This window comes from Microseira wollei NIES-4236 (assembly GCF_020521235.1).
Lineage (GTDB): Bacteria > Cyanobacteriota > Cyanobacteriia > Cyanobacteriales > Aerosakkonemataceae > Microseira > Microseira wollei.
Genome location: NZ_BLAY01000057.1, coordinates 19,085 through 34,777, shown reverse-complemented (window position 1 = coordinate 34,777; position 15,693 = coordinate 19,085). Strand labels below are relative to the sequence as shown.

Sequence of the window (15,693 nt, the reverse complement as noted above, 5' to 3'; positions counted from 1 at the left end):
AACGCGGTTGACCGACCAAAGTACACCGCCTTCTCAGTTAAACCCTCTAAACAAGGATTTTTTTAATCGGATCGCCAGCTTTGGATCAAAGCATTACTCAGCTACTATCGCGCATCAGCAATTACCATGATGGTGATTTTGATGCTGCCCGGATGAGTTTGCCACAACAAGAAGTTGAGGGCATTGCCACGTTGCTGATCGAGCAGCTAAGTGCCAACCTCAAAGGCGCTGTGCTTGCTAACTATCTTTTCGCGATCAGAAATCGGGCAACACTTCAACGTCCTTGGATGATTGTGCGTATTATACCAGGTGCAAAGACTCATATCATCGCTCGTTTTGTCAACCGCCAAGACGCCGACGATCGTTTAAGAGCTTTGCAGCGGTATGTGCCGAATGCAGTGTTTGAGGTTGTCTTCGATCCTGGTGAAAGCTAATAATTTTTTTAGGCGTTCGCGCAGCGGAAGGGAGGCATATCGCTTGTTGCTAATATCGGTACAGAACGCAAACTTGCGCTCGCAGGTACTTGGAAGGTAGCCCAAGGGATAAATCCAATGTCTGACCAATTTGATCCAGAACTATTCCAAACAAAACTTTATCTCAGTCCTGAAAAAGACCAACTGTTTGAAACCGGGCCTTGGCCTAAACCATTTGTATTTAATGAGGATGTAGTGCGAGTTTTTGATGATATGATATCGCGCTCAGTTCCCCTGTATCGAGAAGTCCTAGCCTGTGCAGCTCATTGGGCTAGAGATTACTATCAACCGGGAACTCGAATTATTGATATCGGCTGTTCAACTGGAACATTTCTAGAATTATTAGGGCGATTTTTAAAGCAACCAGCGACCCTAGTCGGGATTGATAATTCTCAACCGATGCTAGAAAAAGCCCGGCAGAAATTGGAGCGAATTCAACAAATTCACCAAGTTGAATTAATCTGTGAAACTGCTGAAAATTGCTCATTTGAAAACAGTAGCGTTGTTGTAATTAATTACACGTTACAGTTTTTACCGTTGCAGGTGCGGCAAAAGTTGCTCAGGTCTATCTACGAGGGTTTGAATCCGGGCGGCTTGTTATTCTTGAGCGAAAAAGTTAAATCGGCTTGTCCGCAATTTCAAGAGACAATTAATCGGCATTACGAAGCTTTTAAAGCGCATAATGGATATGCCAAAACTGAAATAGAACGCAAAAAAGAAGCATTAGAAAATGTTTTAGTACCTTTAACTGAAGCACAACAAATTTCAATGCTACAAGAAAGCGGTTTTAGTCACATCGATTCGCCAATCAAACTGCATAATTTTATCTCATTGGTGGCTCTCAAGTGAATCAAAATAAATTTAACTATAATTTACCCAGAAAGTCATCCTTTAAAAAGTGCTAGGATGGTTAATGTACTCTTAAAAACAAAGGATCGTTATAGTGGCTGAAAATACTGTTAAAGTCGGAATCTCGTTTGAGTCATTGCTGGAAGCAATTTCATTGCTGGCAGTTCCTGAGAAACGCAAGTTGTGGGAATTCCTTGAGGCTGAACTGTTCCAGGATCGAGATGAGGAAGATGAAGATAGTCCCGAAACAATAGCAGAAATTCAGGCTGCGCGCACGGACTATCAGGCAGGTAATTATCTTACCTTAGACCAATATTTGGCACAGCAGTAAAACTTATAAATATTTAATAATTAACATTACCGATTCATGGTAAACATGTTAGCATAGCGCCTAGTAATTTCTGACAAAGATCCTATTTGCGATCGCATAGTCTTGATACTGGGTTACCTTGACTGTATGAATAAAAAATTATCCTTCCTTCACTCCGTTCTGACTGTGGCAATTGTCGGACTTGTGCTTGGTATAAATGGCAATATCGATGCCATTAGCATCGACGATGATCGCAGACAAAAAGACAATTCTGCTGCTGTGGCTCAGAATTTAAACTGCCCTAACTTGGACGAATCTTTAGTTCCTGTTAGACATCCCGTGCGTGCCAGCTTAAATAGAAAATTTCGTGCTGAAGGGAGAGCAGGAGAAATTAACAATGTTGTCAGATTAGGAAATTACGGTGCAGCCTATTGGTGGACTAGAAGTTCAGCTACTCCGGTAGCGATACAATTTAAGGGTAATGGTTTAGGTCAAGCAGTAACAACATCATCTGTAGTTAATGTCTTGCAGTCATGGGGGGCTTCTCGTAATACTGCTCAGTGCATCCACCTACTGCTTAACGAATCAGGAATTTAATTAACTATTAACGCAAGTTGCTAGTTATATTTTAATGGCTGCTAATAGCTAATGGCTAATTGCTAATTGCTGATGGCAAAACCGAAAAATATGTCCATGAGCAATCAGCAATTAGCGGTTAGCAATGGCAGCAACTCATGATAGTTATAACTATGATGTAGAACCAAATAGTAATATGTTTGATGAGATGGTTGGATATTTAGCTCCTGATTATTGCGCTCGCTACCCCACCCTCTTACAACGCGACGCAATTTTAGCAGTACGTCAAGAGCGACAATCCAAGTTATTCGCACCCCAAGTCAGTCTGTACCGCGATGCCGTTCAATCTGTTCAAGACATCCAAAGCAATTGGTTCGACTTCTCCGATGCCGTCGTCAAAGTCGGTCGATCTGATGAACTATCAACTGAACAACAGCAACGATTTTATCAAGCCCTACAAGCCTTTTGTCCTTGGAAAAAAGGGCCTTTTGAACTATTTGGCACGACTATCGATGCTGAATGGCGTTCTGACTGGAAATGGGCGCGCATTTTACCCCATATCCAACCCCTGAAAAATCGCCGCGTGGCGGATATTGGCTGTCACAACGGCTATTTTATGTTTCGGATGGCACACCAAAAACCTGAGTGCGTCATCGGGTTTGAACCTGTTGCGAAACACTTTTGGAACTTTCAGCTAATTCAAAATATCGTCCGGCAAGAAATGCTGGCATTTGAATTACTGGGTGTGGAGCATATCGACTATTATCCCAATTTTTTTGACACCATCTTTTGCTTAGGGATTCTCTACCATCATCCAGATCCGATTGGTTTGTTGGGTAAAATGCGGCAAGCTTTAGCACCCAAGGGAGAAATTATTATAGACTGTCAGGGAATTCCGGGAGATCTACCTGTTTCCCTGACTCCGCGCCAGCGTTACGCACAAGCGCGAGGTATCTGGTTTTTACCTACCCAATCTTGTCTGGAAAATTGGATGATCCGCGCTGGTTTTACCCAAGTTCGCTGTTTCTTTGCTCAACCCCTCTCAATTGAAGAACAGCGTAGCACCGCTTGGGCAAACGTGGATAGCCTGCGAGAATTCCTCAATTCTGACGATTTTTCCCTAACTGTAGAAGGTTATCCTGCTCCCTGGCGTTATTATGCCCTCGCGCGCCAAGATTAAAGGACGCACCAGACGCGGCGACGCGGCGACGCGGGGACTACCTTCAGACGAGGAATGAAGAAAATTGAACATTTAACCCCAGAAAAAAAGTTAAACTTACCCATTTGTGAATGGCGGTTCTGGGAATTTTTAGCAAGAATCAAGGTAGGAGCGATCGCTAAGGGTGCCGGAGGCATATCGCTTAGTCTATAAGGATAACAATATGGATCGCAAGACTGCTACAACCTATCTGTTAATCCTGTTCTTGTTATTTGTCACTTTGGGGGACAGGATTCTTCCCAAACCATTGAGTACTGCTAGCGTTCAAACGCGAACTTCACTCAACAACTTTTTTATCGGGTTGTTTCCTCAAAAGGGACCTAAGCTAAACCCCAACGAGCGAACGGAAAAGGCAGTAGAACAGGAGGAAAAGGCAACGGGAAATTAGCATTTGGCTAATGGCTAATGGCTAATGGCTAATGGCTAATGGTTAATGGCTAATGGCTAATGGTTAATAGTAAAAAGGGCTTTTTGCCAGATATCAAGCAATTACCAATTAGCAATTAGCCATTAGCCATTACCAATGCTTAGTCCTTTTTCAACCAGCTAAACATTGCGCGTAAATCCTTGCCGACTTCCTCAATGTGGTGTTCGGCTTCCTGACGCCGCATGGAAGTAAATCCTGGTTTGCCAGCTTGGTTTTCCAGGACGAATTCCCGTGCAAATTGACCGCTTTGAATTTCTTGCAGAATTTTCCGCATTTCGGCCTTAGTTTGGTCGTTGACAATCCTGGGCCCGCGCGTATAATCGCCGTATTCGGCTGTATTGGAAATGCTATCGCGCATTTTAGCTAAGCCGCCTTCCACAACTAAGTCAACAATTAATTTGACTTCGTGGAGGCATTCAAAATAAGCTAATTCGGGTTGATATCCGGCTTCGACTAAGGTTTCAAAACCAGCTTTGATCAGGGCGCTTAAACCGCCGCACAAAACTGCTTGTTCGCCAAACAAGTCGGTTTCGGTTTCTTCGCGGAAGGTGGTTTCTAAGATACCGGCGCGGGTACCGCCGATGCCTTTCGCGTATGCCATCGCGCGATCTCGTGCTTGTCCGGAACCATTCTGATACACTGCAAACAAAGCGGGAACGCCTTGTCCTTGTTCGTAGGTTCTCCGCACCAAATGCCCCGGCCCTTTGGGTGCTACCATCACCACATCGACTTCTGCTGGCGGTACAACCTGACCAAAGTGAATGTTAAACCCGTGGGCAAAAGATAGCACCTTGCCAGGGGTTAAATGGGGTTCGATTTCATTTTTATAGACTGTTTTTTGCACTTCATCCGGCAGCAAAATCATAATCCAGTCTGCCGTCTTGGCTGCATCCGCCACCGCATGAACGGTTAAACCAGCTTCCTTGGCTTTTTCCGCCGACTTACTGCCCGGATACAGACCCACAATGACCTTAATGCCGCTATCTTTAAGATTGAGGGCGTGGGCGTGACCTTGAGAACCATAGCCGATGATGGCAACGGTTTTATTCGCCAAAAGGTCTAAATTGGCATCAGCGTCATAGTACATGCGAGCCATAAGGGCAACTCCTTCGGTGGAAGCGTCTCGATCAACACAGGACTTGTTATTCTACCAAAATGGGTGCATGTCGTATAGGCTGCGATCGCATTTGAGAAAACGACGGCTATATAATTAGCACATCTTTATTTAAAGAAATTAACTTCAGTCAGGGCTGTCAAGCTGCTTTTTATATATGTTGGACAAAAAATATACAAGGCTAGTCACTTTGGCGTTACTGTGCTACCTCGCGGCTGCTGAACAACCCGCAGCAGCATCTACCTTCGCTGCCGTTTTGGCTCAAACTCCCGCTCCTACTGCCCTACCAAGTCGTACAGCCGTTCCTGGGGTGACAAAGCTGCGGATTGCCAGTTCTTCCAGCATGGAGAAATTTAACGAAGCGCTCAAACAGCGCTTTGAGCAACAGTTCGCCGGACAAGAAGTCATCATCGGGTACGGGGACGCAAATGCCGCGCTGCGAGCAGTGCGGCAAGAACAAGCCGATCTGGCTGCTATTGGGCGTCCCTTGACTAGGCGGGAGAAAGCCAGAGGTTTGGTTGAGGTTCCGGTAACTCGCCATAAAATTGCCATTGTGGTCGGGGCAAATAATCCCTTCACGGGCAGTTTAACCGACCAGCAATTTGCCAAGATATTCCGGGGCGAGATTCAAGATTGGTCTGAGGTAGGTGGCGCACCCGGTGGAATTCGAGTCATCGACCGCCCCGCAACGAGCGATATCCGCCAAAGTTTGCGGCAATATCCGGTTTTTCAGGCAGCAAGGTTTGACACGGGTGCAAACGCGGTCAAGCTATCGGAAGATACCACGCAAGCCGTCATTCGCGAGTTGGGAACCGATGGGATCGGCATCGCTATTGCCGATCAAGTACTCAACCAACCAGGTGTTCGCGTCCTGCCGATGCATAAAACCACCCCAGATGACCCCAGGTATCCTTTCTCGCAAGGTTTGTTTTACGTCTATAAGAAAACGAATACCAGCGCTGCATTAAAGAATTTTCTGGGCTATGCAACCGCACCCCAGGGTCAGAGCGCGATCGCCGCAGCTAGAACAGCAATTGCAGCAACACCCGCAGCAACTCCTACTTTGGGAACGACAGCAACACCTGGTGCCACGGCTTTATCCACCCCAGCAGCAACACCCGCAGCAACTCCTACTTTGGGAACGACAACTACACCTGGTGCAACTTCTACTTTGGGAACGACAGCAACACCGGATGCCACGGCTTTACCCACCCCAGCAGCAACACCCGCTGCAATGACTGCCCCCCAGACAACAGCGTTAACCACACCCACCGCTAATGCCATTGCTGGTACTTCTATTTCAGATGGAGGTGTACAGGGGATCTGGTGGCTGTGGCTCTCAGGTTTGCTACTATTTCTGCTTTGGCGAGCCTTGAAAAATCAGCGAAAGCAACCTCAATCAAATCAACACCTGTCTCTGTCAAGCCTCGATCCGATCGAACCTAGCGATTCTCCTACGGTACGCGAACGTTATCGATTCCCAGTATCATCTGATACCCCAACAACTGCTAACGAGACAAAAGATATAGCGCTCGCAACATCTGGGCTGGTTACTGGGTCAGAAATTGCCCCATCACAACCGATAACAGAACAGGTGTCTTCCCCTGTAGCATCGGCTCTGACCCAGAAAACTCCAGAACCCGTATCCGACATCCCAGAAGCAGCTTCTGGGTTAGTTGCTGGCTCAGAAATTCCAGACTCAAGCGATTATTCCCCCTCACCACCCGTCGCCTTTGATCGATCCACCCCAACAGCATCGCAGCCAATCGAGTCAACTCCAGAAGACATTTCCCACACCGTGGCGGAAACCCCAATAGCTATACCTTCGGTGACACACTGGACTGCGATTGCAACTGCTGGGTTAGTTTCTGGTTCAGACATTGGAGACACAAGCGATACTCAACCCGTCCCACATGACTCTTCCCCCATCCCGTCTACAAATACATCAGTATCAAATGTTACAGATAAAACCCCCGCCGGGGAAGCGCTCGCAACATCTGGAAAACACACCAGAGACACAAGCAATACAAAACCCGTTTTAGATGATGACTCGGTGTCTATCGGGGAAACTGTTGTAGCAGAAGGGGCAGCGGTATCGCTGACCTCAAGTGCTTCGCCAAACGCGATCGCCACAAATGCAGCAAAGCTATCAGACCAACCTGCTATGGCAACTCAGGCGAATCGCCAGGGAGTACAAGCAGTAAAATCCGATACCGAAGCAACTGAGAACGCGGATAGCTCAACAGCAGCCGATGAAAGTACTATTGTCCTGTTATCGAGCGAATCAGAATGGGCCTACGCTTACTGGAATATCCCCAAGGAGGAAAAAGAGAAATTGCGGCAGGAGGGTGGTACTAAGTTAGCGTTGCGTCTTTACGATGTCACCGATATTGACTTAAATAACCAACAGCCCCAAAGCATTCAACAAAATGATTGCAACGAAGACTCGCGGGATGGATACTTGATGGTTCCCTGGCGCGATCGCGATTATATGGTGGAAATTGGCTATGTTACACAGAACGATCGCTGGCTAATGTTAGCTAGATCGGCAGTTGTCCGCATACCCCCCGCCTCAGATCAAGATCGACAACTAGCCAATGTCGAATTGGAAGCCATGGGGCTACTATCTGTGCCGCCTGTTAGTCCATCCATCCTTTCTTCTAGCGGCGGTAGGTTGGGTGTTACCAATTTATTAGATACCTCTGAGAATCCCTCGTCTGCCTCTACTGAAAAAACTCGTCACAGCAAGTTTCGCCTGGTTGCAGATGCTGAGTTAAGCGTTTACGGTGAAACCGAACCCGATGCCAAGGTTACCATCGACGGTCGTCAGATCGAACTCAATCCTACTGGGACATTCTGCTGCCAAATGCTTTGTCCGGATGGCGAGAGCGAGTTTACCATCACAGCAGTTGCCGCTGATGGCGAGACTGACTCGATCCAGATCAAGCTTACCCGCCAAACCCTCAAGCCCAATCCCACTCACTCAACGTAAAAAAAGAGACAACGGTAAATTCCTCCCACCCATCACTTGCCTTGATATCCATCGGGAAAAGTGGTTGTGCGATCGCACACCGCCTTTGACAGATCCGCATTCTGGGCGCGAAACAAATTGCTACCCACTAGCACCGCTGACTCCAGATTCGCTCCCTCTAAATTCGCGGCTCTCAAATCAGCATCGCTTAAATCCGCCTCGCTTATATCCGCATGATATAAGTCTGCCCCGTATAAATTCGCACCCCTAAGCTTTGCTCCCCGCAAATTGGCATAACGCAGATTGGCTCTTGACAAATTCGCGCCTTTCAGGTTAGAAGAAGACAAATCAACTTGGTAAAGTTGGGTATCCGCCAATTGAGCATGTTGTAAATTAGCTTTCTGCAAATTCCCTTGACTGAGATTGGCATAAGGTAAGTGAGCTGCCCTTAAATTGCTATTTTTAAGATTGATTTGCCTTAAATCCACTTCAAACAAGTAAGCCTCGCTTAAGTCAACTTGCTCAAAGTCTCGTTTGCCGCCAGCGTATTGAGCTAGCAATTCCTCTGTGCTTAACTTCTGCATGTACATCTTGATGCTGAAAACACCTGTCTTCCACTTCCCACCAAAAAAATTGAGTATTTATGCTTACTCAACCTTTAGAATGCTATATTTGTAAACTGAGATACATTTATTTAAAGTTTTTTTAATATTTGTAAATAAAATAGAAAAAGAAAAATTTATGTGTATAGGCAAAAAAAAAAAAATTTTAGAGAAGTCGGGCAAAAAATACTTGACAACTCTGGGAAATATAGTAATAATGGAAATTGCGCTCGAAAGTTGGGACTGTAGTTCAATCGGTTAGAGCACCGCCCTGTCACGGCGGAAGTTGCGGGTTCGAGCCCCGTCAGTCCCGTAAACTCTAGCTCCCAGGCTCCGGCCTGGGAAAGCCTAGCTCCCAGGCTCCGGCCTGGGAAAGCCTAGCTCCCAGGCTCCGGCCTGGGAAAGCCTAGCTCCCAGGCTTCTGCCTGGGAACGCGGATTTAAGATAAACTCTAAAATCTACAGTAGTCGTGCCTTGCCGGAGATAGTTAGTTGTGACAGTTAGAGTTCGGATTGCGCCTAGTCCCACGGGAAATTTACACATTGGCACGGCGAGAACGGCTGTGTTTAACTGGCTGTTCGCCCGTCATCAGGGTGGTCAGTTTATCTTGCGGATTGAAGATACCGACTTAGAACGCTCAAAACCGGAATACACCCAAAACATCCTCGAGGGCCTCACCTGGCTGGGATTAACTTGGGATGAAGGGCCAATTTTCCAAACCAAACGCCTAGATTTGTATCGGCAGAAAGTTCAAGATCTGTTGGATAAAGGCTTAGCCTATCGCTGCTACACCAGTGCAGAAGAACTAGAAGCGATGCGGGAAGCGCAAAAAGCCAAAGGACTTGCTCCCCGCTACGATAACCGACATCGGAACTTGACGCCAGAACAACAAGCAGCGTTTGAAGCGGAAGGTCGCAAACCCGTGATTCGGTTCAAAATAGATGACGACCGGGAAATTGTCTGGAATGACATGGTACGGGGAAAGGTCGCCTGGAAAGGTAGCGACTTGGGTGGCGATATGGTAATTTCCCGGACTGCGGATGGGGATGGCGGGCAAGATGCCCACCCCACAATTGGCATACCCTTGTACAATTTTGCTGTAGTGGTCGATGACATGGATATGAGCATCACCCACGTCATCCGGGGAGAAGACCACATTGCCAATACAGCTAAGCAGATTTTGCTTTACGAAGCCTTTGGCGTCTCACTACCGGAATTTGCCCATACGCCGTTAATTTTGAACAAAGAAGGGCGCAAGCTTTCCAAACGGGATGGGGTAACCTCGATCTGGGACTTCAAAGACATGGGTTACACCGCCGAAGCAATGGTCAATTATATGACCTTGTTGGGGTGGTCGCCGCCAGATTCGACTCAGGAAATTTTTACCCTAGAAGAAGCAGCGAAGCAGTTTAGCTTCGATCGCGTCAACAAAGCGGGGGCAAAGTTTGACTGGGATAAGCTCAACTGGATTAACGGTCAATATCTCCACAAAATGCCGGTAGAAAAGCTGACAGATGAATTAATTCCCTATTGGCAAGCAGCGGGATATCAGTTTGATAAGGCTGGCGATCGCTCATGGTTACAACAAATAGCTGCTTTGATCGGCCCATCGCTTACCCGCTTGCAGGAAGCTGTTGCTATGAGTCGAGTTTTCTTTGCTGCGACGGTGGATTTTACTGAAGAAGCTCAAGCTCATTTCCAACAAGAAGGAGCAACAGCCGCCCTTGAGGCAATTTTAACCGCCTTAGATAGCATTGAATCGCTAACAGAAGCAAATGCCGGAGAAATTCTCAAGCAAGTCACCAAACAACTGAACGTCAAAAAAGGATTGGTAATGCGAAGTCTGCGCGCAGGTTTATCCGGCGAAGTGCATGGCCCCGACCTGATTCAATCTTGGCTGATCTTGCATCAAAAGGCACTCGACCGACCCCGGTTGCAACAGGCGCTAGAACGCTTGTCTGAACTTAGCTAGGAACTTTGTTGCCAGTACGATCGTCCCTGAAGGTGCAAAACATTTGATACACGATTGCTTATCCGCAATCTACCGTTAAAATGCAAAACAAATTGCAGAATCAAGGGTCAAGATTAAGAATAAAAGCGTTCTCAGGTTCTGCCTGGGAACGAATAATACCAAATCCGCTTCGAGGTTGGCTTTTATCCCCCACCCTGAAGGGTGGGGCTACACAAACTTTGACCGCCTGCGCGGTCTTTGAAAATAAATCCGGATTTGGTATAAAACCAGCAAAAAAAATAAAACAGGTTTCTTTTGTTTGTTTCTTTTTACTTTCTGTTGTTTACTGTTTACTAACCCAAAGCGGAGTTGAGGCGCAGAGATCCCAAAATATACAAAATATTACCGTCAGCCCTGGCTTTTCTCCAACTCCGATTAGAGTTCAAGGTGTTGGTGGCGGGTCAGTTTCCATCAGTCAAATTGCCGGTCGCCAGGAAACAGCCAATGGCCCCTGCGTTGGTTTTACCGATGCTAAACCTAACCATAATTTAGTTTTAACTTCGTCGTTTAACTACCTCAGCATTCAAGTTGAAAGTCGAGAAGATACAACGCTGCTTGTACGGGGGCCTGGGGGAATTTGGTGCAATGATGATTTTAGAGGGAAAAATCCCGGCCTCGCGGGTGAGTGGTTACCTGGAACTTACGAAATTTGGGTAGGTGCCTATGGAAAAGAAAAACAAGCACCCTACACGCTTCGGATCTCAGAACAGCGTTAGAAAAGCATAACGCGACCATCGTTGAGGATGTAGATCGTGCGATCGCCCGGTATGCGTCCCCCAGATATTAACACGACTCGCAGGGTGTCCGGATTCGGTTTAGAAAGTCTCGCGGTCAGTACTCGCGATATCGTACTCCAAAACACCAGCGAGAAATTTGGTTCCGTCGCGGGCCACCGTCGAAATCTCAACGCCTGTCCAGGTCTAATCCCAATTGCGTCAGTCCCCGCCACCTTTTCCGCCAAAAGCACCGTAACGCCAGTTTGATTCACCACCTCCACATCGATGCGTTGTCCGGGTACGAACCCCAAGGGCGGCGGCGGACAGCTAGCACCTGCACAAGTTGCGGCGATTGCGAGATTTTGGTTTTCTGCGTGACCCAAAATTAGGGCAGTTGCAACTAAGAATACTGGCAAAAGTTTAGACATGCCAGACACCCGATGAAGTTTTTACTTTTGAAGTTTATCTTAATTTTTTCTGCGTTAGTTTGTAATTGCAAATATTTTTATCTTGATTCAATAAATATTTGCAATTACAGCGGATTGCACTCGTATGAGGTACACCGCAAGTTTGTCAAGCGCGCAGCCATTTTTGCTGCGCGCTTGACAAACAAAGCCTGAAGGCTGTACCTCACTAAGAAAGCAATCCGCTATAATACAGGACTTACGCACGACGATCAAAGAAACCGGGTTTCTGGGTAGAGAAACCCGGTTTCTTTGCGTAATTCCTGTAATAGTTTCTTTGCAAGCGTCAACTTTGCTCGTATGCGTTCATGAATTCATCCCGTGAGATGCCTGACTGGGTGCAGATAGTTCTGAGTGTGGCTCCTTTGATCTGAGAATGGTTTGGCAGTGTCAGAGGCGTGCGTACCGTCCTCATTATCTCGCACCATCGAGATATGCTCCCGCTCCCTAACAATTTGAAACCCCAAAAGTTGAAGTGCTTTGATAACTTTTGCTTTGGCAGCATCGACCGGAAATTTAGGCATCAGATACTTGCCTCCGCAACGAATGCTTCCAACACAGGTGATTCCGGTTCGAGTACCTCTTCACCAAAAGTTTCAATATGAAACTTGATGGCTGATTTGACATCGGCTAAAGCTTCCTCATAGGTGTCACCTTCTCCAACAACGACACCTTTAACTCCAAGGGGATAAGCAACATAACCATCCGGATGTTTTTCAACAATTATTTTAATGTTTTTCATCGTCTTTCCTCTGCTGATACTTTTTAATTTCTTCGATTGGCAACAACAACGTTTCTTCAATCTCCTGCCGCACTTCCCGACTGACGTAACAATCGCTATTCAAACAATCTATTAGCAGCTTATTGGCATTGTAATACTGCTTCAGGAGTGACTTTTGCTCTGGTTTAAACTCAAATAGCGGCTCGAAAAAATATTGCTGGATCCTCTCAATTTGTTCAATTTTGTTCTTCCCATGATTCTGCCACCATCGTTGAAAATGTTCTCTATTTTTTCCAGATTATTCAGGCATTTTAGCTTGTAAATTGCGCCATTCATGCTGTATTTTTATAGCAGAAGCAAAACCATATTTCAAGACAAGTACCAGATCTGTATGGCTATCCATAGCAGCTTTGATTAAGTCGTCAATTCTGGAATCGATAGCATGATAAAAGTCAACAATAGGCTCTGAACTCTGAAGCCAACGGGCGAAGAAAAAGGCTCTAATGGCTGATGGTTTTACTTCACAAAATAAAGATTGCTGATGCACCAATTTAAGAAACTGATATGTAGTTTCCTCATTTTCAACTTTTTTGAGAAGTGCATAAGCCTTCTGTTTCATCAACCGTAACAAAGTATCGGCACTATCCAACATCCCAACTGTCAGCAAAAACACTTCCCGCCAGCGCTTCTCCGTCAAATGACTCACCAACCCTTGTAAAATCGGATCGTCTACATCATATTGATTGCAACTTGTCACAATCTTGCGTGCCGTAAAATATTCGTGAAACGTCAAATGTGAAAATGAATAAATGCCCCTCGCCCGTTCCACAAATAACCCATGCTGTGCCTCAATCGACTTCAACACCGCTGCGCTATCCAATTCTAATACTTCTGGATCTGTACTAGCATCTGGTAAGTTTTGAATGTACTGGGTGATGTAGCGCTCTACTTCCTTTTGTTTAAAGAAATAATTCCCAGCTTCAAACGTAGTGCGGGCAATCTGACTAAGCAAATCTTCCTTTCTTTTGGGCGACAATCGTTTGTAGACTTGCTCTCGCTCAATGTTGCGTTTCACATCCCATTTTTTCAGCAACACATCCACGCCAGTCTGATACAATTCGGCGCGGTTAGTGGGAAAGCTGCCGGAGTCTTCAAACACCAAACACAACAGGGTCAGCAGTAATGGATTGGTTGCTAGTTCCCGGATGGGTTCATCTTCTTTCAGCTTTTGCACAAACCGATCTGCTTTGATTGGGTCGTTTTTAGTGCGGAACCATTTCCCGGAAAAATCGGCGATTTGTTCATCGTTAAAATCGGCAATTTCCACATCGGTGAATTTTTCAAATGTATATTCTCGCGCCGCAAGGCGACAGGTGATGACAAATTGATTTTGGGGAAATTGCTGCGAAAATTCCTGGATTTGGCGCAATACCCGAGGACTATCGGCATCTCTGACTTCATCCAATCCATCTAATAAAATCAATGCCCTGCCATGTCGGATAATTTCCTGTGGGGGCACGGCATCATCCACCTTTCTATTTAAACCGAAAGATCCCGGATGCCTTGCCCCTACGGCATCATCCACCTTTCTGCTTAAACCGAAAGATCCCGGATGCCGTGCCCCTACGTCATGGGGTGTTTCTCTGGAAAACATGGGAATTAATCGATTGAGGGGCACGGCATTATCCACCTTTGTATTTAAACCGAAAGATCCCGGATGCCGTGCCCCTACGGCATTATCCACCTTTCTGCTTAAACCCAAAGATCCCGGATGCCGTGCCCCTACGGCATGGGGTGTTTCTAGGGAAAACATGGGAATTAATCGATTGAGGGGCACGGCATTATCCACCTTTGTATTTAAACCGAAAGATCCCGGATGCCGTGCCCCTACGGCATCATCCACCTTTGTATTTAAACCGAAAGATCCCGGATGCCGTGCCCCTACGTCATGGGGTGTTTCTATCGAGAACATGGGAATTAATCGATTGATGTATTCCAACAAATCGGGTTGACCAGGTGCTTCGGCAAAATCTTTTAGCGTCACGAATATCGGCAATCTTTCTGGTTGAAATTTGCCGCCGATGCAATGAATTGCTAAATGCTTCAGAAATGTTGTCTTCCCCGATCCTGGTTTTCCCAAAATCATCAATTTCGAGAATTTCTCAACCGCTTCCAACCCCGGAATTCGCTTTTCTCGCACATCTCCAAGGCAAAACCGCTCATAATTTTCTGGGGAAACGTCCTGCATTAATTCTGTTAGTTCCAGCCCTCTGCGTCCCGCGATTTTCTCTAAGATATTGACACTGGTGTAGATTTCGCCCAGTTCAATTGGTTGGTTCATGTCCAGCACCCGCATTGTGCCGCATTTTTCCTGGATGTAAGGTTGTATCTGCTGTCGCACCTGCTGTACCAGCGCATCAATATCAGCATTACTTTCCTGTCTATCCTGAGATGATTCTGCTTTAGCTTGCTTAGATCGACCAGAAACCTCTTGCCAATCTAACTCCAGCGCTTTACATATTTCCTTGAACTGCTGGTATTGAACGGGTTCGCCTTTGAAGAATTTATTGATGGTTGTACGCGATATTCCAACCGTGGTTTTGGGTGATGCACCCTTGACCTTGCCGCGCGATACACTAATGCGGGTTGCCAGATCGGATTTGGTAATGGCAAGTTTGTCAAGTGCCTTGTTCGCCGCTTTAATTCCTGCTTCTGTAAGTTGTAGCGATCGCTCTATCTGCCCTGCCATATCTAATCTTGCTGCCTTTTGACCATCCTAGCGACAAAGACAGTAATTGAACAAGGTTGAACACCCCTTGCACAGTTGGAGATAATTCGCTGAACCACTCTCCCAGCTTGCATTTGACAGACTTTAGGAAGTTCATTACCAAAAATGTTCTATGACAACTTCCACCCCCAATCAACCCGCACAACAGCAACCATTACCCAATCGGAAGTATAGCGCGAGCGCGAAATCTAACAAAAAGCAACCTTGGCTAAAAGCGATCAAATTTGCTGTCGTCGGTTTTGCCACCTGGTTAAATCCTCAAGCTGGTTTGCTTATCTTTTTACTCAAACTTTGCTTTCAAATTCTGCAAGCACTTCAGGAGGATCGTTAGCAGATATCCCCACAAACCCAGAAACCCGGTTTCTTGAAGAAACCGGGTTTCTCAATCCGATCGTTTCAACCCTTTTTAACGGGTTTCAGCTTTCAGCTCGAAATTTATTTTCAGGCAACTG

At 46.2% G+C, this 15,693-nt stretch carries 17 protein-coding genes, 1 tRNA gene and 1 pseudogene; 11 read left to right on the top strand and 8 right to left on the bottom strand.

The genetic code is table 11. The annotated features are described in order from the left end of the window. Positions 1-80 precede the first annotated feature (80 nt). From MiSe_RS19485 to cmoB, 5 genes are all read left to right on the top strand, one after another. Positions 81-434, top strand: coding sequence for a hypothetical protein (locus MiSe_RS19485; RefSeq protein ID WP_226583898.1), 354 nt, complete (start codon positions 81-83; stop codon positions 432-434). Positions 435-551: 117 nt separating this feature from the next. Beyond that, on the top strand, positions 552-1,322 hold the full coding sequence (cmoA, locus tag MiSe_RS19480) for a carboxy-S-adenosyl-L-methionine synthase CmoA (protein WP_226583895.1): 771 nt from the start codon (positions 552-554) through the stop codon (positions 1,320-1,322). Between the two features lie 94 nt (positions 1,323-1,416). Next, positions 1,417-1,653, top strand: coding sequence for a hypothetical protein (locus MiSe_RS19475; protein WP_226583892.1), 237 nt, complete (start codon positions 1,417-1,419; stop codon positions 1,651-1,653). A gap of 126 nt (positions 1,654-1,779) precedes the next feature. Further along, the gene (locus MiSe_RS19470) at positions 1,780-2,229 is read left to right on the top strand and encodes a hypothetical protein (protein ID WP_226583889.1); all 450 of its coding nucleotides are present in this window, start codon (positions 1,780-1,782) and stop codon (positions 2,227-2,229) included. A gap of 124 nt (positions 2,230-2,353) precedes the next feature. After that, positions 2,354-3,388, top strand: coding sequence for a tRNA 5-methoxyuridine(34)/uridine 5-oxyacetic acid(34) synthase CmoB (gene cmoB, locus MiSe_RS19465; RefSeq protein ID WP_226583886.1), 1,035 nt, complete (start codon positions 2,354-2,356; stop codon positions 3,386-3,388). Here the strand turns inward: cmoB and MiSe_RS19460 are convergent. Further along, entirely contained in the window at positions 3,385-3,564 is a 180-nt protein-coding gene (locus MiSe_RS19460; protein WP_226583883.1) for a hypothetical protein, read from the bottom strand. The two genes, cmoB and MiSe_RS19460, sit on opposite strands and share 4 nt — an antisense overlap. A gap of 26 nt (positions 3,565-3,590) precedes the next feature. Between MiSe_RS19460 and MiSe_RS19455 the strand changes: the two genes are divergently transcribed. Continuing rightward, a complete protein-coding gene (locus MiSe_RS19455) occupies positions 3,591-3,815 on the top strand; it encodes a hypothetical protein (protein ID WP_226583880.1) in 225 nt (74 codons plus the stop codon). A 139-nt stretch (positions 3,816-3,954) separates the two neighbouring features. Here the strand turns inward: MiSe_RS19455 and ilvC are convergent, their stop codons facing one another. Further along, positions 3,955-4,950 carry a ketol-acid reductoisomerase gene (gene ilvC / locus MiSe_RS19450; RefSeq protein WP_226583877.1) on the bottom strand — a complete coding sequence of 332 codons (996 nt, stop codon included), beginning with the start codon at positions 4,948-4,950 and terminating at the stop codon, positions 3,955-3,957. Between the two features lie 175 nt (positions 4,951-5,125). On the opposite strand from ilvC, the gene MiSe_RS19445 reads away from it, so the two are divergent. After that, on the top strand, positions 5,126-7,960 hold the full coding sequence (locus MiSe_RS19445; protein ID WP_226583875.1) for a DUF4912 domain-containing protein: 2,835 nt from the start codon (positions 5,126-5,128) through the stop codon (positions 7,958-7,960). Between the two features lie 32 nt (positions 7,961-7,992). Here the strand turns inward: MiSe_RS19445 and MiSe_RS19440 are convergent, their stop codons facing one another. Continuing rightward, positions 7,993-8,523: a pentapeptide repeat-containing protein gene (locus tag MiSe_RS19440; protein WP_226583872.1), complete on the bottom strand. Its 531-nt coding sequence runs from the start codon at positions 8,521-8,523 to the stop codon at positions 7,993-7,995. Between the two features lie 257 nt (positions 8,524-8,780). Between MiSe_RS19440 and MiSe_RS19435 the strand changes: the two genes are divergently transcribed. The 3 genes from MiSe_RS19435 to MiSe_RS19425 all read left to right on the top strand — a co-directional run bounded on the left by MiSe_RS19435 (position 8,781) and on the right by MiSe_RS19425 (position 11,268). After that, positions 8,781-8,854, top strand: a tRNA-Asp gene (locus MiSe_RS19435). A 180-nt stretch (positions 8,855-9,034) separates the two neighbouring features. After that, positions 9,035-10,513 carry a glutamate--tRNA ligase gene (gene gltX / locus MiSe_RS19430; RefSeq protein ID WP_226583870.1) on the top strand — a complete coding sequence of 493 codons (1,479 nt, stop codon included), beginning with the start codon at positions 9,035-9,037 and terminating at the stop codon, positions 10,511-10,513. Between the two features lie 80 nt (positions 10,514-10,593). Further along, entirely contained in the window at positions 10,594-11,268 is a 675-nt protein-coding gene (locus MiSe_RS19425) for a hypothetical protein (protein ID WP_226583867.1), read from the top strand. Here MiSe_RS19425 and MiSe_RS19420 read toward each other — a convergent pair. The 5 genes and pseudogenes from MiSe_RS19420 to MiSe_RS19405 form a co-directional block, all read right to left on the bottom strand. Next, positions 11,265-11,696 (bottom strand): hypothetical protein, encoded by a 432-nt coding sequence (locus MiSe_RS19420; RefSeq protein ID WP_226583865.1) that lies wholly within the window; start codon positions 11,694-11,696, stop codon positions 11,265-11,267. The genes MiSe_RS19425 and MiSe_RS19420 overlap by 4 nt on opposite strands. Before the next feature lie 322 nt (positions 11,697-12,018). After that, positions 12,019-12,256, bottom strand: a pseudogene (locus MiSe_RS19415) (type II toxin-antitoxin system HicA family toxin). Next, positions 12,256-12,474: a type II toxin-antitoxin system HicB family antitoxin gene (locus MiSe_RS19410; protein ID WP_226583859.1), complete on the bottom strand. Its 219-nt coding sequence runs from the start codon at positions 12,472-12,474 to the stop codon at positions 12,256-12,258. Before MiSe_RS19410 ends, MiSe_RS19415 begins: the two are co-directional and overlap by 1 nt. Continuing rightward, positions 12,461-12,685, bottom strand: a complete 225-nt coding sequence (locus MiSe_RS52760; RefSeq protein ID WP_444980520.1) for an NACHT C-terminal helical domain 2-containing protein — start codon at positions 12,683-12,685, stop codon at positions 12,461-12,463. The genes MiSe_RS19410 and MiSe_RS52760 overlap by 14 nt, the downstream gene beginning before the upstream one ends. A 66-nt stretch (positions 12,686-12,751) precedes the next feature. Next, complete coding sequence (locus MiSe_RS19405; protein ID WP_226583856.1) at positions 12,752-15,202, bottom strand: NACHT domain-containing protein; 2,451 nt, start codon at positions 15,200-15,202, stop codon at positions 12,752-12,754. A gap of 151 nt (positions 15,203-15,353) precedes the next feature. On the opposite strand from MiSe_RS19405, the gene MiSe_RS19400 reads away from it, so the two are divergent. Beyond that, the gene (locus MiSe_RS19400) at positions 15,354-15,572 is read left to right on the top strand and encodes a hypothetical protein (protein WP_226583853.1); all 219 of its coding nucleotides are present in this window, start codon (positions 15,354-15,356) and stop codon (positions 15,570-15,572) included. Positions 15,573-15,693 lie beyond the last annotated feature (121 nt).